Annotated in this window: 25 protein-coding genes; 7 read left to right on the forward strand and 18 right to left on the reverse strand. The window is 53.7% G+C overall.

Translation table 11 applies throughout. The features are described from left to right. Positions 1-27: 27 nt before the first annotated feature. From KDM89_RS15830 to KDM89_RS15860, 7 genes are all read right to left on the reverse strand, one after another. The gene (locus tag KDM89_RS15830; protein ID WP_212688887.1) at positions 28-990 is read right to left on the reverse strand and encodes a hypothetical protein; all 963 of its coding nucleotides are present in this window, start codon (positions 988-990) and stop codon (positions 28-30) included. A gap of 5 nt (positions 991-995) precedes the next feature. Continuing rightward, the gene (locus KDM89_RS15835) at positions 996-1463 is read right to left on the reverse strand and encodes a copper chaperone PCu(A)C (RefSeq protein WP_212688888.1); all 468 of its coding nucleotides are present in this window, start codon (positions 1461-1463) and stop codon (positions 996-998) included. A 115-nt stretch (positions 1464-1578) separates the two neighbouring features. Beyond that, positions 1579-2058 carry a DUF2946 family protein gene (locus tag KDM89_RS15840; protein ID WP_212688889.1) on the reverse strand — a complete coding sequence of 160 codons (480 nt, stop codon included), beginning with the start codon at positions 2056-2058 and terminating at the stop codon, positions 1579-1581. A 259-nt stretch (positions 2059-2317) separates the two neighbouring features. Further along, positions 2318-2818, reverse strand: coding sequence for a thioredoxin domain-containing protein (locus KDM89_RS15845; protein ID WP_212688890.1), 501 nt, complete (start codon positions 2816-2818; stop codon positions 2318-2320). Further along, positions 2802-4058 carry a sialidase/neuraminidase family protein gene (locus tag KDM89_RS15850; protein ID WP_212688891.1) on the reverse strand — a complete coding sequence of 419 codons (1257 nt, stop codon included), beginning with the start codon at positions 4056-4058 and terminating at the stop codon, positions 2802-2804. The genes KDM89_RS15845 and KDM89_RS15850 overlap by 17 nt, the downstream gene beginning before the upstream one ends. Positions 4059-4127: 69 nt before the next feature. Then, positions 4128-6293, reverse strand: a complete 2166-nt coding sequence (locus KDM89_RS15855; protein WP_230427910.1) for a TonB-dependent receptor — start codon at positions 6291-6293, stop codon at positions 4128-4130. A 163-nt stretch (positions 6294-6456) separates the two neighbouring features. Further along, entirely contained in the window at positions 6457-6834 is a 378-nt protein-coding gene (locus tag KDM89_RS15860; protein ID WP_212688892.1) for a DUF2946 domain-containing protein, read from the reverse strand. A gap of 280 nt (positions 6835-7114) precedes the next feature. On the opposite strand from KDM89_RS15860, the gene KDM89_RS15865 reads away from it, so the two are divergent. Further along, positions 7115-8179 (forward strand): extracellular catalytic domain type 2 short-chain-length polyhydroxyalkanoate depolymerase, encoded by a 1065-nt coding sequence (locus tag KDM89_RS15865; RefSeq protein ID WP_212688893.1) that lies wholly within the window; start codon positions 7115-7117, stop codon positions 8177-8179. A 26-nt stretch (positions 8180-8205) separates the two neighbouring features. Further along, positions 8206-8589 (forward strand): hypothetical protein, encoded by a 384-nt coding sequence (locus KDM89_RS15870; RefSeq protein WP_212688894.1) that lies wholly within the window; start codon positions 8206-8208, stop codon positions 8587-8589. Positions 8590-8730: 141 nt separating this feature from the next. Here the strand turns inward: KDM89_RS15870 and KDM89_RS15875 are convergent, their stop codons facing one another. Continuing rightward, entirely contained in the window at positions 8731-9051 is a 321-nt protein-coding gene (locus KDM89_RS15875; RefSeq protein ID WP_212688895.1) for a hypothetical protein, read from the reverse strand. A gap of 204 nt (positions 9052-9255) precedes the next feature. On the opposite strand from KDM89_RS15875, the gene KDM89_RS15880 reads away from it, so the two are divergent. Then, the gene (locus KDM89_RS15880) at positions 9256-10005 is read left to right on the forward strand and encodes a substrate-binding periplasmic protein (RefSeq protein ID WP_212688896.1); all 750 of its coding nucleotides are present in this window, start codon (positions 9256-9258) and stop codon (positions 10003-10005) included. An 11-nt stretch (positions 10006-10016) separates the two neighbouring features. Here KDM89_RS15880 and KDM89_RS15885 read toward each other — a convergent pair whose 3' ends face one another. Next, positions 10017-10547, reverse strand: a complete 531-nt coding sequence (locus tag KDM89_RS15885) for a TetR/AcrR family transcriptional regulator (RefSeq protein WP_212688897.1) — start codon at positions 10545-10547, stop codon at positions 10017-10019. A gap of 299 nt (positions 10548-10846) precedes the next feature. On the opposite strand from KDM89_RS15885, the gene KDM89_RS15890 reads away from it, so the two are divergent. The 3 genes from KDM89_RS15890 to KDM89_RS15900 are packed head-to-tail and all read left to right on the forward strand — an operon-like array spanning position 10847 to position 12929. Continuing rightward, positions 10847-11617 carry an SDR family NAD(P)-dependent oxidoreductase gene (locus tag KDM89_RS15890; protein ID WP_212688898.1) on the forward strand — a complete coding sequence of 257 codons (771 nt, stop codon included), beginning with the start codon at positions 10847-10849 and terminating at the stop codon, positions 11615-11617. 14 nt (positions 11618-11631) lie between these two features. Then, complete coding sequence (locus tag KDM89_RS15895; RefSeq protein ID WP_212688899.1) at positions 11632-12174, forward strand: OsmC family protein; 543 nt, start codon at positions 11632-11634, stop codon at positions 12172-12174. A 56-nt stretch (positions 12175-12230) separates the two neighbouring features. Then, positions 12231-12929: a cupin domain-containing protein gene (locus tag KDM89_RS15900; RefSeq protein WP_212688900.1), complete on the forward strand. Its 699-nt coding sequence runs from the start codon at positions 12231-12233 to the stop codon at positions 12927-12929. 32 nt (positions 12930-12961) lie between these two features. On the opposite strand, the gene KDM89_RS15905 is transcribed toward KDM89_RS15900, so the two are convergent. The 5 genes from KDM89_RS15905 to KDM89_RS15925 form a co-directional block, all read right to left on the reverse strand. Further along, on the reverse strand, positions 12962-13837 hold the full coding sequence (locus tag KDM89_RS15905; protein WP_212688901.1) for an alpha/beta hydrolase: 876 nt from the start codon (positions 13835-13837) through the stop codon (positions 12962-12964). 100 nt (positions 13838-13937) lie between these two features. Beyond that, positions 13938-14435 (reverse strand): DoxX family protein, encoded by a 498-nt coding sequence (locus KDM89_RS15910; protein ID WP_212688902.1) that lies wholly within the window; start codon positions 14433-14435, stop codon positions 13938-13940. Beyond that, complete coding sequence (locus KDM89_RS15915) at positions 14395-14667, reverse strand: HvfC/BufC family peptide modification chaperone (RefSeq protein ID WP_212688903.1); 273 nt, start codon at positions 14665-14667, stop codon at positions 14395-14397. Before KDM89_RS15915 ends, KDM89_RS15910 begins: the two co-directional genes overlap by 41 nt. Further along, a complete protein-coding gene (locus KDM89_RS15920) occupies positions 14640-15422 on the reverse strand; it encodes an MbnB/TglH/ChrH family RiPP precursor modification enzyme (protein ID WP_212688904.1) in 783 nt (260 codons plus the stop codon). Before KDM89_RS15920 ends, KDM89_RS15915 begins: the two co-directional genes overlap by 28 nt. A 13-nt stretch (positions 15423-15435) precedes the next feature. Continuing rightward, positions 15436-15777: a hypothetical protein gene (locus KDM89_RS15925; RefSeq protein WP_212688905.1), complete on the reverse strand. Its 342-nt coding sequence runs from the start codon at positions 15775-15777 to the stop codon at positions 15436-15438. Between the two features lie 389 nt (positions 15778-16166). On the opposite strand from KDM89_RS15925, the gene KDM89_RS15930 reads away from it, so the two are divergent. Further along, positions 16167-16835 (forward strand): phytanoyl-CoA dioxygenase family protein, encoded by a 669-nt coding sequence (locus KDM89_RS15930; RefSeq protein ID WP_212688906.1) that lies wholly within the window; start codon positions 16167-16169, stop codon positions 16833-16835. A gap of 370 nt (positions 16836-17205) precedes the next feature. On the opposite strand, the gene KDM89_RS15935 is transcribed toward KDM89_RS15930, so the two are convergent. From KDM89_RS15935 to KDM89_RS15950, 4 genes are all read right to left on the reverse strand, one after another. Next, positions 17206-18213, reverse strand: coding sequence for a hypothetical protein (locus KDM89_RS15935; RefSeq protein WP_212688907.1), 1008 nt, complete (start codon positions 18211-18213; stop codon positions 17206-17208). Between the two features lie 158 nt (positions 18214-18371). After that, positions 18372-18995, reverse strand: coding sequence for a tetratricopeptide repeat protein (locus KDM89_RS15940; protein WP_212688908.1), 624 nt, complete (start codon positions 18993-18995; stop codon positions 18372-18374). A gap of 72 nt (positions 18996-19067) precedes the next feature. After that, a complete protein-coding gene (locus tag KDM89_RS15945) occupies positions 19068-19277 on the reverse strand; it encodes a hypothetical protein (RefSeq protein ID WP_212688909.1) in 210 nt (69 codons plus the stop codon). Then, entirely contained in the window at positions 19277-19624 is a 348-nt protein-coding gene (locus KDM89_RS15950; RefSeq protein WP_212688910.1) for a YbjQ family protein, read from the reverse strand. The genes KDM89_RS15945 and KDM89_RS15950 overlap by 1 nt, the downstream gene beginning before the upstream one ends. Between the last annotated feature and the right edge of the window lie 51 nt (positions 19625-19675).

Raw genomic sequence — 19675 nt, forward strand, 5'->3', positions numbered from 1 at the left:
CCTTAGCGATAAAAATAAATAAGATATTCAGAAACGGGTTTGGGTACCCAGTGCGAGCGCGTAACGGGCAGTTAATTGCTGCCCATTGACGTACTGATACAGCGGCAATTGCACAAAGCCATACACACGGGTTTGCGGTGCAACGCTCACACTAAGACCCGGACTCAGAAACACGCTGCGTCCGCCCGATGCTTCAGGCTCTGCCTGCACACCGGCATCGCGGCCGCGATGCTGCAGATTCAGTTGCAGCAAGCCAGTGACGTTTGCCGTCAGCGGACGTGACAAACCGATGTCCAGACCGATTTGCTGACCCGGACGAAAGCCATCGCGCATGTTCAGCGGCACATCTGCATTCACTTGTGCAAACCAGCTCAGTTGCAGCGGCGCGATAAACTGACGGTAATACGCCGACAGCAGCAAGGCTGTGCCGCCACTGCCGGGTTGCAATGCACGCTCTGCCAGCGTGCCGGTACTGTTGCGTATGCCAGTGCGTCCGGTCGGCAGCTTCAGGCCCGCATGCAGACCGCCAACGCCCAGCGTTTCGTCGCTGTCATGCAGATTGGTCTGATAACGCAGGCTCGCCTTTGCGTCGCCAAACTGACGGTAATGCCAGTTCGCCGCTGCGCTGTCTTCAATATGCGTATGTTCCCGATCAACAAACGGCAGCGTGACCGAGGCCGACCAGTGCTCGTTCCAGCCGTAATCCAGTGTGCCGACCCAGCGCCGTGTCAGCGATTCGGTCTCGCGGTGTGACGGATCCAGCGCGCTGGCTGGAACGGCATCGGTTCCACTGCGCAAGCGGTTTTGTAACAGTTGTTCATAGCGGAAATCAGCGCGCCAGCCTTTTTCCTGCCACGCTCCCTGCATGCCCCAGTCGGTATTCACCAGACAAAAACTTGCTCCGCATGAAGCCTGTGCCTGCGTCGTGTAAATCAGCGTGGCTGTAACTGCCGCCAGTGCCAGCAAACGTGGTAATCGCATGCTCATCATCTGCCTCAGTGCTGATGTTGCGCAGGTGGCATTGCACGCACCGTAGCGCGCACTTCCTGCGTTTCCGTTTTACCGTCGGCGTTTTCAAAACGCAGCGTCAGTGGCACGGTATCGCCTTCTTTCAGCGCAGCGTTTAAGCCCATCAGCATGATGTGATAGCCACCCGGACGCAGCGCCACGGCTTTTCCTGGCTGCAGATCAAGCTTGCTGATTTCGCGCATTTTCATGACGTTATCCTGCATGCTCATTTCGTGGATTTCGCAGCTTCCTGCCACCGGCGAACTGACTGCCACCAGACGGGTAGCCGTCGCTGACTGCAATTGCATAAATGCACCACTGGCTTTTTGCGCGGCAACGGTGGCACGCACCCACGGATCACTGACCTGCACTTCGGCACGCACAGCAGAAACAGAACAGAGCAAACTCAGTGCAAGCGCACAAGCGCATGCGCCGCGATATCGCAAAGCGAACATAAATCACCTCAGAATGTGAAGAAGAAAAGAAGGCAAACCACGTCAGGCCGCCGGGCGCACAGACGCACAACAAGCCGGACAGGATGGGAGACGGCGAAGCGCCGTCAGGGGAAGATCAGAGCGGAGGTGCTCTGGAAAGCGGAACCGCCCACTGGAACAGTGGCGAGGCGGCGTGATAAAACAAATCCGGCCAGCTTTCGCCAAGGCGCGGCAATAACAGCACACAGCTTTCCGCCGCAGGCAAAGCTGGCGGCGCAGCGGCTGTCTGACAGAATGGACAAGGCGAGGCATGCTTGTCGGGTGATTCGTGCGCTGCGTTTTCTGATGGCGCAGACGTCATCGTTTTAACCGCAACGCTACTGACAGCCGCCTCCGGTTTACCGGCACTGCCGGCATCGCTTTGCACCGCGACATTCACGATACGGCTACCGCCGCTGCCGCAAATCACCTGAGTAACGCTGGCAATCGCTGCCATGCGCTGACTTTGCGTATGCATCAGCGCAAACCCCAGCGACGGCAGGCAAGCCTGCAGCATGATCGCCAGGGCAATCATGGCAGCAAGCCAGCGTTGTCGGTGTAAGGCATGCGTTTGCATGGTTCGATCAGGTCTCCGTCTTCAATGATTGACTCTGCGTTTTACAAGGGCTTTATGAATGCGAAAGATCAGAAATGCCACGGACTCTGTGCAGAACTCCGCATTCAGGCATTTTCAGACCTGCCCTGCAGGCCAGACTTTCTGCGGACGTCCGCAAAAAACCGGCTTTTTTCTGTGCTGAACACCGCATTTTGCCTGTTTTGGGCTACTTCAGGCTGTCTTCAACCAGCCCTGCCTGCTGCAGTGTGTCAACCTCCGGCTACTTCGCCGGATTACTCTTTACTTTTTCCAGCCAGTCCTGCAAACGGGCGCTGTCCGGCTTGCCGAGAATAAATTCCGCCTGCTGCTGGCTGACCAGCACAATATACGGCGTGATGCCGCGCCACTTGGCATTCACACTGTATTGCAAGGCGGCCGGATTTCCCTGAAACACCCACAGCTGATCCGCCAGCGTGTAATGGCCATGCTGCAGCGCCGCTGGTTCGTCAGCACCATCCATCACCACCAGATGCAAAGGCACACGATGGCCTTGCTTACCGTTTTGCAATTGCTGATGCAAGGCTTCCACTACGGACGGACAATGCGAACAATCCGTGCTGGTAAACACCACAATCGCCGCTTTGTTTTGCTGTACAAAACGGTTCCAGCTCTGGGTTGTGAAATCCAGTGCGGCAGCCTGCGCGATATTGCTGAATAAGAAAAAAGCGAGCAGCAAGCCGGTGTTCAACCACTGACGCCGCAGATTAAAGCGTTTCCACATACAGTTTTCCTTTGGTATTCCAGATCCAGCGTAAAGGCTGATTTTTCTGCTGCGGCAGCGTGCTGACGAAGCGCGGATAATCATTTTCTTCTGCACTGGATGCCAGTTGGCGCAGCGTGAAATGCTGACCGTCATCGTCTGAAATCCATGCTTTCACCAGCGTCTGTTCGCCATCAAATACGCGGTACAGAATCACGACTTTCTTTCCGCGCACCACAATATCCGCATGCTCGGCACGTTCATCCGGCAACACGCGGGATTCGCCCTGTGGCTGCCCCCCGGCAGTTAAACGGCCATAACGTACAGCCGCGACCTCGCCACGGATACCGAACCACAAAGCATGAAAACTACCGTCTTCTGCCTGCGCCAGTGCGCCGCCGTGATGCGGGCAGGCATCGACTGCCCAGTTGTCAAACGTGGCGCGTACCGGTTCGCTGATCAGCGGCGTCTCTGCGGTCAGCGTGGCAAAGGCGTGATCGCGCAGATTCGGCGCAAACACGTGGCGCCACATCAGGCGTATTTTGCCGCTGTCATCCAGCGTGGTCGCAATCCGGCAGCATTCACAACTGTGATCCGCCAGTTTCAGATCCGGGCCAAAACTTGCACCGCCATCCAGCGATACATTGCGGTACACCGCGCTGCCACGGTATTGCTGCTTCAGATCAGCATCCGCTACACCGGTTTTCGCCAGTGCCGCTTTTTCACGCCCATCCAGCCAGATACTGTGCAGCACGCCATCGCCGTCAAACAAAACCCGCGGAAAACTGTGACCGATGATCTGGCGATCTGCATGCACCGTCACCGGCGCACTGAAGTTCGCACCGCCATCGGATGAACGGATCAGACGCACTTCGCCGGTAAAGCGTTTGCCCAGTGATTGCGGGTAAGCAATCACCACTTGCTGACGCGGACCAAATGCCAGCTGCACCGGACTTTCACCGGCAGGTGCCGGTTTATCCTGCGCGGTATCCAGCACACGCTCAGCCAGCCATTTCTGACCACCATCACGACTCTGCAAGATGCGTAACTGGCCCTGCGCATTCATGTTTACCACCCACAAACTGCCATCCGGCGCTGTCGCAGCGGTAGTCACCAGATTCTGTTTTGCCACCGGCGCAGTCGGTGTTGCGGCAGGTGTCGCCCCTGCACCATGCATCGTATGTTGCGCCATCAATGGTGCAGACCACGCGAACAGCTGGCTGATCAGCAGCAGGCGCAGGGGTTTGCTGAAATGCGGCATCAGCGTTCTCCTTCAGAATGTACAGTGCCGCCTGCACCGCAAGCGGGCAGACGGGCGTTTCTTAATGTATTACTTGTTACCAAAGCGGTAGTTCAAACCTATCATCCAGCTGCGCGGTGCACCCTGGGTATAACTGTTCTGCACATCCGGCTGGTACGCGCCAACGCCGGAATACGAACTCGAAGCAGAATCTGCATACAGACGGTTCGCCAGATTACGTCCCTGCAACCAGATTTCCAGCTGACGGTTCACTTCATAATGCGCACGCAGATTGAACAAGTGATGACCGCCGTATTCCACGGTGTTTGCATTGTTCATCCAGTATTTACCCTGATGCACCCATTCCAGCGCTACACGCGCACCGGCAAGCGGTTTAAAGCCGATTTCCGCGCTGGTGATATCGCGTGGTGCCTGCGGCATATCTTTACCGCTGTAATCCAGCGTGGACGACACCTGATAACGCTGGAAGCGATGACGGGCGAAAGTCGTACCCAGACGTGCATCCCAGGCACCGGCATTGAAATTCAGTCCCAGTTCTATGCCCTCACTGCGCGTGCGGCCCGCATTGCGGTTTTCACTGTTGCCCGGTGTGACGGTATAACTGACGATGGTGTCGCGACCATCTAGGCGGTACAGGGCACTGTCCAGCCGCAGTTTGCCATCCAGAAATGCCATGCGCAGACCGATTTCGGTATTGCGGTAGGTCGCCGGTGACAGGTCAGGAATACCGGTTTTGCCGTATAACTGACTGATTTCCGGTGGTGTGAAACCTTCACTGATATTGCCGTACACACTGGCTTGCGGTGTCACCGCCCAGGTCGCACCGAGTTTCGGGCTCAGGCGCGAAAAACTGCGTACTTCGTCCGGTGCGCCATAGTTAGCGCTGCCTTGCGGAGCCAGCAAATTGTGGTAGTTGTATTCGATACGGTCGTTGCGCACACCGGCCACCAGTCGCACATCCTGCAACGGGCTCATTTCGTACTGCGCAAATACGGCCAGATTATCGATATCGGTCTGATAGTTGCGTACACCTTTTGGTGTCGTGGCATTCGCCAGCGTATAGCTGATGTTTTTACCGGAGACCGGATCGCGCACCACGGCAAGATTATTGCTGTAGTAAGGGTTATCGCTTTTATCCCAGTACACACCCGCGATCAGGCGCGATTGCATCCAGTTGAAGTTTTGCTGGTGCTTGAGATCCAGTCCCAGAGAATCGACATGGTTATTGTTTTCCGTACCCTGACAGGCTTTCGCCGTACCGCTGCAACCCACCATGGTGTAGCTTGGAATCTGACCGTGATCATTCTGGCGCTTGAACAGCGTTACCGTCGTCACGCCATCACGCAAAGTTTCCGCTTCCCACGCCAGACTGCCGCGGGTGGTTTTATCTTTGCGGTAAGTGAAGGTGTTAATACTTTTTCCGTTGCTGTTGCGGAAATCCGTTTCATTGAGCGAACCGGCCATCGCCGCATCCAGATCGGTATGCACCAGTGAAGCACGTAACACCGCAGTCGGTGTCAACGCATAATCTGCGCGCGCCGTCAGCGAATCTTTATTGCCATAGCTGTATTCCTGCCAGTTATTCTCGCTACGGCGCGAACTGTAATGCGCAAAACGCAGCCCCAGATCACCGAAGGTGTTGCTCGCCATCGTATCAATACGACGAAAGCCGGCAGTCTGGTCATAGCGCATACCGAGCAGTGCTGTCAGCTCTTTCGAGGGTGCCGCACTCAGAAAATTCACCGCACCGCCTACCGCATTACTGCCGTACAAAGAGGATGCCGGGCCTTTCACCACTTCCACCGTGCTGCTGCCCGCCATATTCATTTCATTCAGCGAGTTGTGGTTAAACACACCTAAAGGACGAATCGGAATGCCGTCTTCCAGATACTGGTATACCGCATTGGTAGATACCGGCTGGCGTATGCTCATACTGTGCTGCTCATTGCCAAGATCATTCCAGTACACACCTGCAATCCGGTTAATGATATCGCCCATGGTTTTGGGCTTATCCTGCTTCAGCATGCTGGCGGTCACCACGCCGATTGCCTGCGGCGTTTCGTTCAGATCGGTTGCTGCACGCGAACCGGACACGACAACCTCGTGCACAGCACCTGCGTTCGCCGCAGCGGCGTTCGGATTCGCATCATCATTACCCGCCAGCGCAACAGCACTGCACGGAAGAAAACAGGCCATCAGGGCCAGTTGTAAAGTGGATTTCTGAAAAGATTTCATAACACGGCATTCATTCCAGTGCGGCACCAAAGGCACACGCACGCAGCCATCACTGCTCCCGTCCGTATCGACAGCGCAGTAAGGCACAAAAAAGACATATGCGCAGGCAAAGCGACTGCAGACTGCAGCGCATCACACAGGCACAAACAATGAAAGGAAAGAATCAGCCGCGCGGAGGCGCACGGGCGACGGAGGGACTCCAGATATGCGTTAAGAAACGCGACTGGTAGAACAGGGAAGGATATACGGCATTTGCTGCAGGCAACAAAGGCAGGCTGACTTCGGCTACCGGCAACGGTGCATCACCGGCATGGGTCAGACAGAAAGCGCAATGCTGGAAACCGGATGCATGATCTGCACCGGAAGGCAAACTGTTACTGCTGTGACCTGCCTTGCTGGCCGAACAAATCAAGCCCGGCAACACCACTTCACCACGCTGCATTGCCATCGCAGTTGCAATTCCCGGCGCGAGCACAGCAAACAGCATCACGATCATCGTGAGCCAGCTGCTGAGTCGGATATGTGCGCGGGAGAATTTCATACACGGGACTATATCAGAATTTTTCTGACAATCAGAAGTGACTTCTGAAATTGTTTGCTTCAGAACAAAGCTTCGCAGCTTGTAATCCCACACAGGCCGTTTTTTTCTGCACGAAATTCGTACGAAACGGACAAAAAAATTCATCAGACCGTCATCATCGCATGCCAGCATGGTATCCGGCTTTCCGCCTTGTTAACCCGGCCAGGTCTCACATCCACGGTTTTGTTTCTGCAAGGGATACGCTGAGTTCTGGTATTCACTGATGAATGGAGAATTGCGTATGACCAATTTCGCTGCGGATATTGTCAAACTGCCGCGTCTGAATGTGGAGAAAGGCCAGAGTTCGGTTTCCGGCTTGTCTTCCGGTGCATTTATGACGGTGCAACTGCATCTGGCGCATTCCGCCAGTTTCACCGGTGCCGGTGTGGTGGCTGGTGGTCCTTACCGTGGTGTGGAAACTTTTCGCGGTTCTGCACTGATTACCGAAGATGCGTGGGAAATCAATGCGATGCAACTCTGCATGGCGCCGCTGACACCGGAACTTGCACCGGATGCACGTAAGTCCGTACAACTGGCGCAGCAAACCGAACGCGATCTGCTGATTGATCCGCTGTCGAATATGGCACGTCAGCGCATGTATATTTTTACCGGCAGCAAAGACAGCGTGGTGATGTCGCCGGTGGTCGCGCAAACCCGTGAAATGTATCGCCTGCTGGGTGTACCGGAAGCGCAGATCCATTATGACGACAGCGTACCCGCCGGACACAGCCTGCTGACAGCCAATCCGGAAGACAATGCACTGGGCGACAACAAGCCGCCGTATCTGAATCGCGGCCCGTTTGTGCATGCACACGCGATCCTGCAGCACATTTATCCGGACAGCAAAGCCCCGTCCGCAAATCCGACCGGCAAATTACTGCGTTTTGATCAGCGCGATTTTTTCGACAGCAACAGCGCCGCCAGCATGAGTGAATTCGGCTACGTGTATATCCCGCAAGCGGTGCTGGATGGGGCTGCGGCACGGGTGCACATCGCAATTCACGGTTGCAAACAAGGCAGTGCGTTTGTGAATTACAGCTTCGGTACGCAGGACAGCAATGATCAGCCGCCTTACGGCATGCGTTATATCACCAGCACCGGTTATATCGAATTCGCTGAAGCAAATGATCTGATCATCCTGTTTCCGCAAGTCACTGGCTCTGACAGCAGCCAGACGCAAAATCCGGACGGTTGCTGGGACTGGTGGGGTTACAGCAGCAAAACGCCGGGCTATCCCGACTATTTTTCGAAGAAGGCGCTGCAAATTCAGGCGATCCACGCGATGCTGACCCAGCTGGGCGGCTGATTCCGTAAAAACAGGAGAACTTCACCATGACCGCACGTGAACACCATTTTTTACCGGCGCTGGCTGCGCTGCCTTTGTCTCAGCGCGCCAACGGGCTGATGCCGCAACCGGTAGAGTCCGTCATCAACAGCTGGCTGAATCTGAATATTTCCGCACAACAACGTTTGCTGCAAAATCAGCAGGAAAATCTGCAGGCATGGGGCGCATGGTTACAGCGCATACCGCAAATTGCACGCGCCAATACCATGTCGAAACTGGCTGAACAGGAAATGAATGTATTGATGAGTGCAGGTCAGCTTGCCAGCCAGCAACTGGTGGATCTGATCAGCCTGCAGGAAAATCTGCAAGTCAATTACAGTTACTGGTTCAGCCTGCATCACCCTGCTGCAGGTCTGATGAGTAAAAAGTAAAGAGTAAAGATAACTCTGCGTAAGCGCTGAGCACGGTGCCGCCTGCATCTGTACACGGGCGGCACATCAGGAATTTTTCAAAAAATGATCCGGGCGTGACTTCGTCGCAGCGCTCAGTTTCCAATGCAATCCGGAAAAAAATCAGTAAGCGGAGTGTTTCAGTTTTGTACCAGGCATCAGCGGGCCTCTGGTACATGACGCCTGCCGCTCCGCTGTTACACAGGCGTAAACAACGGAAGATGGCGCGGTCATTGTCGTTGTTTCACCGGATTTCACTTCGAACTGTTCAGTGCCGATCGTAAAGTAGCAACTGCCTGTCGTTGACTTCAGGCAATTCAGCATCAGATTGCCACTGTCTTTATCGGACCTGAGTTCCGACTCAAAAGCAACGGCGCCGGTTGCGCAGCCAGAAAAAACCATGCTGCTGAACAGTAACGCCAGCAAATGTTGAATATTCTTCATTTGTTATTCCTCACTAACCGGACTCACCGGAAGAATGGTTTTGACTGGCACACAAAACGCGAATACCGGCGCGCTCAGGTGCTGTGTGGGTTATGCATTATGCATTGCTCTTGATTTTATGACCAGAAAGACCTTTAATATACTGATATCACATGTCTTTCTGAGGCAAGTCCCTTCCACCATTTGCCTGCTCTTACACCCAGAATGTCACCGCTCAAAATTTTCGCGTTACTGTTTTTTTGCGGTTCTGCCAGCGCACAGGGTGTAAAGGCTGACAACGGCACGATTACCCTGCACTACTACAACCGCCCTCCGTTTTTATATCAGGATGCCGCCGGTCATGTGAAAGGGATACTGGCAGAGCGTGCAGAAAAAATCATGCAACAGGCTGGTATTCATTACCGCTGGGAAAATACACCGGTGACCCGGATTCTGTTTCATCTGGAACACAGCAAACGCAATGACTGTGCCCCCGGCTGGTATTTCAGTGCAGAAAGAGAAAAGTTTGCCTGGTATTCGAAACCCGTGTACCGGGATTTGCCGGTTGTGATCATTTCAAAGAATCAGCGCTTTGCGGCGGCACCGGGCAATCTGGCCAGCATACTTAACACCGCGGGCATCAGAATCCTGCTGAAGCGCGGGCTGCTGCATAACAGTGAGTTGCAAGAGCAATTACGCAAACCCTTACCGGCCAGCATCGAATATACCGTGGCGGAAATGCCGGTCATGCTGGGTATGATAGAAAACGGGCGAGCCGACCTGACCATCGTGACGCAGGAAGAAGCCAGTTATTACGCCAGCCTGCCGCAGTGGGCCAGCCGCCAGTTACAGATCAGCAAAATCGCCGGACTGAACACTGCCGACCCGCGCTACATTCTGTGCAGCAAGTCCGTCACGCCGGAAGTGATGCAGAAAATCAATACTGCCATTGATAAGCTGTTACCTAAACCGTAAATATCACCCGTTTATTCAGCAGATCCGCCGGTAATCTGCTCAAACAAACCGACATCGCCGTGTATCTTCGCCAACAGCATTGCGCCTTCCAGCATCGCCATCTGACGTAAAGCCTGCTGCGCGGCTTGCTCCGGCCTGATTCCGCTTTGCTGCACAATACGTTCCGCCAGCCATTGCTGGGTGCGTTCAAAAAATGCCCGCGTTGCCTGCCGGACTTCGGGCGGCAAACCATCTCCTTCGGCTGCGAGCAAGCCGCACAGACACATCATGCCACTGCTTTGCAGCGAGGCCTGAAACGCCTGCTGCACCACAGTTTGCGCTGGCAAAGCAGATGTCGCCGTTTGATCCAGCGCCTCCAGAAAGCGCCGCGTGTAACGCTCTACCAGCTCTGTGCCCAGATCCGGCTTGGTTTTGAAATGGTAGTGAACGCTTGCACTTTTAATCCCGACCTTATCGGCCAGATCACGGAAGCTGAAGTGGTTATAGCCGCCTTCACGCACCATAACTTCCGCAACATCTAACAACTGTTCTTTCACTGACATAGGGTTTCCTGCGAATCAATAGATAGGTTGGCCTGATTCCGTTTGAGACAGAAATCACGCATTGACAGGCAGTGTACACAAGCTACCGATAGATAGGAAGAAAACAGCAATTATAACCTATCTATAGATAGGTAACCATCCTTTATCGCAAATCTATCTATCGATAGGTATTGACCGAAACACGAGCAAAACCTACACTGGCGTCACTTACCTATCACTTGATAGACAACTGGTAGACGAGTACAAACCGCTCCCTACGGGACGGAAACTTTCAATCTCAGACACAAAGGAAACTCATCATGTTGAACAAAAATGCAATCGCACTGATCGTTGGCGGCTCTTCCGGCATGGGCAAAGAAACTGCACGCCGTTTATTGCAACAAGGCGTCAGCGTACAAATTCTGGCACACGATGCAGCATCGCTGGCACAGGCCAAAACGGAACTGGAAGCCGAAACCGGTACTCCCGTCGAAACCCTGCAAACTGATTTGTACGACCAGACACAAGTGAATGCGCTGATTGCGCGTATTCAGGCAGAACAACGTCATATCGCCTATCTGGTCAACGCTGCAGGTTTTTTCAAACCGGTGAGTTTTCTGGAGCACAGCAGCCGCGATTACGATTTACAAATGGATATTAACAAAGCATTTTTCTTCATCACGCAGGCTGTTGCGCAAAATATGCGTCAGCATGGCGGTGGCGCGATTGTGAATATCGGTTCGATGTGGGCGCATCAGGCAGTGAAAGCAACACCGTCTTCTGCTTACTCGATGCAAAAAGCCGGTCTGCACGCGCTGACGCAGCATCTGGCAATGGAACTGGCAGATTACGGTATCCGCGCCAATGCAGTCGCACCGGCGGTTGTGATGTCCACCATTTATAAATCGTTTATTGCAGAAGACCAGATCAAATCGACACTGCAGGGCTTTAACAATTTCCATCCTATCGGCCGCATCGGCACACCGGACGATATCGCGAATGCGATTCTGTTCCTGTTGTCGGATCAGGCCGGCTGGATCACCGGCACGGTGCTGGATGTGGATGGTGGTGTGATGGCTGGTCGTAACTGAAACGGGGCACCAACATGATGAATGATATCGATACTGCTGCACTGCAAGCGCTGGCGGAAAGTATTGCGGCAGATCCGGCCAAAGGCAAAATGGCCTTTGATGTGAAAACCGAATGGCGCGGCCAGTTCCGCACAGTGACACAACCGCAAACCATTACGCTCGGTGAGCAAGTGATAGCGCGTGATCTGGACATTCATGCCGATGAACCACCGGCTTTGTTTGGTCAGGACAACGGCGCCAATCCGCAGGAATTATTACTGGCGGCATTGAACAGTTGTATGTCTGTCGGCTATGTTGCCGGTGCGGCAATGCGCGGCATTACGCTGAGCAAACTGGAAATCCGTACCAAAGGTACGCTGGATTTACGCGGTTTTCTGGGGCTGGATGCGACGGTGCCCGCCGGATATGAACAACTGCATTACGAAGTCACGATTGCCGGTAACGGCACGGCCGAACAGTTTGCAGAAATCCATGCGGACGTCGTGCGCTTGTCACCTAACCGTTTCAATCTGGCCAATGCCATCCGGCTGGAAGCAGAACTGATCGTATCCGACTAAAATCTGACCCGCCCGCCGGTATTCGCACCGGCGGGCACTTATCCGAAGAGCTGACTATGTCCGACATTCACCGTCTGCGCGCTGACTGGCAACAGCGTGAAGTAATACTGCCGCAGGATTATCAATTTATTCCGTCACCGGAAGCACAGGTCGAACGCATGATGCTGGACCGCGTCGGCGCTGAACAAGCGATTGCCACCAGCATTGTGCGTTACGCACCAGGCAGCCGTTTTCCGGTGCATGAACACGGACGCGGTGAAGAAATACTGGTACTGGAAGGCGATTTTTGTGATGAAAGCGGCGAATACCCTGCGGGCAGTTATCTGCGCAATCCACCTGGTAGTCATCACGCACCGTACAGCCTTCACGGTGCGACGATTTTCGTTAAGCTGCGTCAGTTTCATCCGGAAGACCGGAGCGATATGCGCATCAATACCCGTGCTGCAAACTGGTATCCGGGACTTGTTTCCGGTCTTAGCGTGCTACCACTGCACGAATTTGACGGGGTGAATACCGCACTGGTGCGCTGGGCACCAGACACCCGCTTCAATCTGCATACCCATCCGGGCGGGGAAGAAATTCTGGTACTGGAAGGTGTGTTTCATGATGAACACGGCAGCTATCCGGCTGGCAGCTGGCTGCGCAGCCCGCGCTGGAGCCGCCACCAGCCTTTCACCGGCAAAGAAGGCGCACTGATTTATGTGAAGACCGGCCATGTCGGTCTGGCGGAAGACTACGCGGCGCTGTATCCGTAACATATCATTTGCAGCGCCGGTATTTGTTCAGATTATTGCTGCGCCGGAGCAGGCTGTGCGTTCTGACGGATGAAATCGCAGTAAGCAGTTTTTACCGGCGTACTCTGCAGCAGATTGGTGTGCGTGCCGCCGGGTACAGAAACCCAATGCTTGCGTGCTGACGGTAAGGCATCAAACACTTGCCGTCCCAGATTTTCCGGTGTCTGGGTATCGGCTGTGCCAGCAATCACCAGTGCCGGATGAGTATATTTGCTGACGGCGGCCAGATTATCGATCGCCGCCATGCCATCGCTCAGACGAAAATCCATCAGCACCTGCACCCATGACGGCAAACGCTGCAACATCGCAGCCTGCATGCTGCTGGCAGTGGCTTGCAGTATGATCGCTTGCGGCTGGCGTTGCTGCGCCAGATACGCCGTCATAAAGCTTCCCATCGAATAGCCGTGTACAAACAGATGGCCCTGCGTTTGCTGAAGGTAATGATCGTAAATTTTCAGACTGTCCGATTTCAGCGTTTCTGCACTGTGCTCACCATTGCTGCGGCCAAACCCGCGATAGTCAAACATCAGAAGATTCACCGGACAATTCGCCACCAGCCGCGCCATGCTGCGCACCGCATTATCAATATGATCGCCGCCACCGGGAAAATACAATACCGTCGCAACCGCCTGTGGCTGTATGATACGCAATCCACCCAGACGCACATCGGGCGCAACATCCAGTGTTTCCGTCGCCAGCACCGCGTCCGGCATCAGGCTGTGCAATGCCGCCTGATCAAACGGTTTATCGACACGGTAACCACTGAGACGATCAGGTTTCATCACGTCATTGTCGGTCACATGCCAGGTCGCGCAACCGGCTGACATCAGCGCTACTGACAGGATCAGAATTGATTTTGAGATTTTCACAGGTCACCGGTGATAGAGAAACACCGGCAGCACTGTAACAGAATGCCATCTGTGCACCTGTACACGCGGCACAACAGATGGCGAAAGAGAAGAAATATAATCAGGCAGTCTGCAACTTCCCGCGACGCAGTAAGCGGCAAACAATGTTATCCGCACTCCAGCGACCACCGCCCTGCGTCAGCGTTGCCAGCAACATACAGGCCATCATCAGCGGCAGTTTGAAGCCTTGTCCCATATCGGTTTCAATCTGGTCCCAGCCTGCAAAACCCAGATCAAAATGCACGGTGTACACTGCTACCCAGGTGATAAACAGCAAGCCCAGCGATGCCAGACGGGTTTGTAATCCGATGAGCAACAGAACACCGAACACGGTTTCGCCCAGCCCTGCTGCGACCCAGTTCTGGTCTTCCGACAATAATCTCACCGGAAACGGAAAGCTCAGATTCACAAACCATTCCGGTGCCAGCCTGCCATGATGCAGCTTCATCAGACCAGCATGTAAAAACTCCTGAGCCAGCCAGATGCGTAATGCGAGCAAACCCAGTCCATCACTGGCTTCACGCAGTTTCGCGGGCAATGAAAGCCAAAAATTCTTCATGTAAATCTCCGTAATACGGTGAAGTCCAGGCTGACTGGCGGATGAAAGCAATCATCAGCGCTTTCCAGTCGTCTTCACCCATTTGTTCACGCATTTCAGGGTAATGCGCTTCTATCATCTGACTGACACCGATATACACCAGATGCCGGTAAGCGCGCATGCCAGCGTCGCTGTAACCCGCCGGAATCTCGTCACTCTGCCATCTCAGATAGCGATAGAACTCTGCAGACATTGCAGCTCCTTATTCAGCGTATTCAGATCCGGCACATCGTTATCCCATTCCAGCAACACAGGAATCCCGTTTTGCTGATTCAGTTCGCGCGCCAGTCGCTGCACCGGCGCTTCCACCGGCTGACTGTGGGTATCCATGTACAAACCAAAGCGCTGATCAAATTCATGTCCGGCAACATGGATGTAAGCCACACGCTGTAAATCCAGCTGCGCGATAAAATCCTGCGGTGTTCCGGTACGGTGATTTTTATCGTTCACCGCAATATTGTTCAGATCCAGCAACAGGCGGCAATCTGCCAGCCGCAAAACTTCTGCGACAAATTCCACCTCCGGTAAATCACCGGTATTGGTGTACCAGGTAATGTTTTCCACCGCCATCTGCCGCCCCAGCACATCCTGTACGGCACGCACCCGGTCGGCCACGCGGCGCGCTTCCTGCAGCGTGAACGGCACCGGAAACAAATCATACAAATGGCCGCTGTCACCGGTTGCAGATAAGTGATCGGAATACACCGGCGCACCAATATCTTCAATCAGGGCGCGGATTTCGCGCAGAAATGTCTGGTCCAGCGGCGCTGTTCCTGCCAGATTCAGCGAAACACCGTGCAGATACACAGGCCGCCCGCTTTCTATCAGGCGATACAAAGGATTGCGGTCTTTGCGTATCCAGTTTTCCGGTGCCACTTCAAAAAACGATGCCGCTATTGCCGCCGCATCCCAGTCCAGCATTTCTTTGCGATAACCCACGCCTATCATGACGAACTCCGGCTTATTTCTTGGCGCAGGAAGCTTCTTTTTTGGAGCAGCTGGCTTCTTTTTCTTTCTTAGAGCAGGAAGCCTCTTTCTCTTTTTTGGAGCACGACGCTTCTTTCTTAGAACAGCTGCCTTCTTTCTTCGAGCAGGAAGCTTCTTTTTTCTCAGTGGTTTGCGTCGTTTCCGTGGTTTCCGTTTTCTTCACGGTTTCTTTTTTGCCGCAGGTACCTTTGCCGCAAGTGGATTGTGCAACGGCACCGGCAGAAGCAGTGGAAGCGATGATGGCAGCAGCGATAGCAGCGAGGGATTTAACAGACATGAGGATCTCCTTGGTTTGGTTTAAAAAGCGGCGAAACATTCGCAGCACGGAAACTCAGTCGCCCCTTTCACGGGATTCCTTACACACGCCGGCAAATTTTTTTTAAAACTTTTCTGGCTCAGATTTTTACCCGCGTTTTCCGTACCGCATTTTCGCCACAACGGAGTTATACGCCAGCCAGTGACGACTGTCACTCTGCAGAAATCGTCATTCGTGATTTACGGAGGTCCAGACTTTCTGCCGACGACCGCCGGGTTGCTGTGCGGAATGCCGCATTTGGGGCAAAAATTGGGTTTTGAGGCTTTTACCGGATGTCCGGGAGGGCTTTGGATCATTCTGACGGCGGTCGAACCCAGTATCCCGCCTTGATGCAATGCACAGATCAGGCTAAGCTGCCCGTCTCCCAGCGTGCCGGATGACACCGATTTATGCCCGTTCAGCAATTGCAACAACAAGGTTACGCCCGTATTCCCGCCGTACTCAGCGCTGCGGCATGCGAACAGCTCGTTACACCGCTGCTGCAGACGACAATCAGCGGCGGTACCCGCTGCATGTTGCATCAGCCGTGGTGCGCTGCGCTGGCAGACGGACTGCGTCATCACCCCGTATTACAAACCCTGCTCGGCGACAACGACCATCCGGTGCAATGTACCTATTTTGAGAAATCTGCCAGCCGCAACTGGTTAGTCAGCCTGCATCAGGACCTCAGCATTCCCGTCCGGCAACGGTGCAATCATCCTGCACTGAGTGGCTGGTCAGCAAAGGAAGGCATGCTGTTTGTACAGCCGCCCGACAGTGTGCTGGCAAACATGCTGGCACTGCGTCTGCATCTGGATGATTGCGGAGAACACGATGGCGCACTGGTCGTCATTCCCGGCAGCCATACGCAGGGCAAGCAAACGACGGAGCAAGCAATCGCCAGCCGCGAACAGCAAGGCCAGATCCTGTGCACCGCTGCCAGAGGCGACATCATCGCCATGCGCCCGCTGACCCTGCACGCCTCGTCCAAATCCAGCGGCATCAGCCAGCGCCGCGTGCTGCACTTCCTGTTCGGGCCGCGCAGCCTGCCATTTGGGCTGGAGTGGGCAAGTATTTAGAACTCATTTCATAAATAGCCACGAGTGCGAACGCGAGGTGCTGGGAGGCAGTGCGCGGCGTCGTTGCGCAGCACAGGCTGGTGCCTGTGCAAGCGACGCAACAAAGCAATGCGCCCGGCACCTCCGTTCCCGAAGGGTTTGCCTCATAGCGCACGCTGGACAGCGTTGGACGCGTTGTGAATAGCACCGCTATTCACTGCCTCGCCCGCCTTGCCAGCCCGCGCTATGAGACAAACGCATCTCGCGGGTATTTATGAAATGAGTTCTAAGCAATGCTTGCAAACAAAAAGCCCGGGGCGGAATTGCCACGGGCTTTTTGTTCAGCAGCGTCTTACTGCCAAAGGAAAACTGGTTTCCGGCGTGAGTTGAATCAAAACTCCAACTGGCCGCAAGGCACGCTGAGTACGATATTCGAACCAACAATTTTTTCACGGGTATTTTTATCGACCTGCAATTCCACCTCTTTTAACCAGTCCAGAAACGGCTGGCGGGCACCGTCAAAACTATCCAGTTGCCGCACACTATTTGCGAGATAAGGCTTGTTATAAATCAGTTTGACATCGAAAGGACAAGACATCGTGTTGAAATCAAATTTTGCCGGTTTAGTATCCGCTTTGGAAAATTTCAGAAAGCCAGCCAGCGGACCGTTCTTCAGCAACATTTTTTCCGTATCTGCAAAAACGAATTTGTAATGAATCGTTGTTTCAAAAGGCTCGTCACCGAGACAGGAAACACGTAAATCTTCTGCATAACTCGTCACAGAATTATTAAAGTCGGATTGTCCGGAGGTCGCGATAAGAGTCACTTCCGGTGCTGTATCCGGTTTTGTAAAACGCAGGGTGGCAAACACGTGCGCCTCACGACCATCACGCCGTGCGCTGGCTGGAAAAACCGGAATGCTACCTGGCTTAGTATGTGCCAGACATGCGCTGTACTTTGCTCTGTCCCTCAGCACAGGATCTACAACTGGCAGTGCTTTTGCAGATTTTTGCTCCGATCCGTTGAATTCAAATTTCTGTCTGAGCACCACTTTCGCCTGACTACTATCCATACATGTCAGGCGCATGTTACTTGCGTAGTTTCTGACTTCAGCAGTAAACGCGGCTGGCGGTTTTGCGCCTTCAAAACGCACCTCTGGTCCCCGGTCCGGTGCAGTAAAACTGAATACGGCATCAACACGCACACCGACATCCGTCGCTTCAGCATCCTTAGGATAAGCGATTGCAGTTGGTGAACCGGATACAAAACTCAGGCAATCCAGCCATTTCGAAGCAGGAGGAATCACAGCATGCGCCTTCGCCTGCTGCCCCGTTCCGGCTAATACAGCTGCCAATGCCAACACTGCCAAAGCATGTTGTTTCACGAAAAATGTGCTCATATACAATTCAATAATTGAAAAACATGCACATTCTAACGAGCAGGACTGCAATTTCCGTAAAAACAACATGGTAATTTTCAGACAATATTACCTATTTACAACAATTCGTTTTTGATTATTGATTTCGTGACTGGTGGCGGAAGCAGGCGCAGGTCGCTTCACGGATCTTTGCATTGCATGGCTTGCGCGATATGGAATGAGCGGACTTTGGCTTGTTCACGCTGGGCTTCGCTGAGCTCGCGCTCAACATGGCTGACACCGGCGACGGCCTCCGGATTTTCCTGAGAATTGGCAGCCACGTACAGATAAGCCAGTGCTTCGATACGATCCTGCACGACGCCTTCTCCGGCGTACAACATTTGCGCCAGCTTTTCCTGTGCGATGTCGGAGCAGCCATCCGACGCTTGTTTAAAATAGCTGATCGCGCGTGCTGAGTCCTTCGTCACGCCCTGCCCTTCGCGATAAATCATACCCAGCATGGCATGCGCTGCCGGCAAACCAGCGGCTGAAGCACGCTCAATCAGAGCACGCGCCTTCGGCAAATCTTTCTCCACACCCTGACCGGAATGGTAGTAAGTACCCAGCGCAAACAAGCTCTTTGCATCGCCTTTTTCTGCACCCTGCCCGAAAAAAATCAGCGCCATGTTCAGATCACCGCGCTCCGCCATCTGCACACCGGCTTCATAATCTGATTTCACGCGGATTTGTATATCATTACCGGCGCTAACTGTCGCTGCGGTCAGCGTGAAAGCAACAGAGGCAACAAAATGACTTAAGCGCATTGATTTTTCTTGTTAACTAACATATTTAAATCGTTCAGAGTGCAATGACAAACAGCATGTAAGGATTGACGTTTACAAATCCTGCCCGTCACGCAGTCTTTTCGTTTCCGCAGCTTCTCTGGCGAAGAAAGTCAGAACCAGCGTGACGACAAAAACAATACCCAGTGTCATCTCCACTTTGAAAAAAATATCGACCGGCATCACCACAAACCACATTTGCACCAGCGCAATCAGTGCGCCCAGCACAAATAAGCTGATACAGAATTTCGTTCCGAATCGCATCACTGGCTCCCGTTTTCACCGACCGGAACAACGACCACTGCCGTGCCGTAGCACAATACTTCCGTCACACCGGCCATCACTTCAGTCGCATCGTAACGCATCGCAATAATCGCATTCGCGCCGTTCTTACGCGCTTCCTTGCACATCAGTTCGTACGCTTCCAACCGCGCTTGTTCGCACAGATTGGTGTAAATCGAAATATTGCCACCGAATATAGTCTGAATCCCGCCAAAAAAATTCCCGACGATAGAACGCGACCGCACCGTAATACCGCGCACGATACCGATGTTTTTTTCTATTTTGTAACCCGGTAAATCGAAAGCCGAAGTAATCATCGCCTTTTGCATACTGCTCTCCTGTTGTAAGTCGTTACGAGACTATCCCTGCTGAGCAGAGAA

The organism is Cognatundibacterium luofuense, assembly GCF_018139685.1.
Taxonomy (GTDB): domain Bacteria; phylum Pseudomonadota; class Gammaproteobacteria; order Burkholderiales; family Burkholderiaceae_D; genus Undibacterium; species Undibacterium luofuense.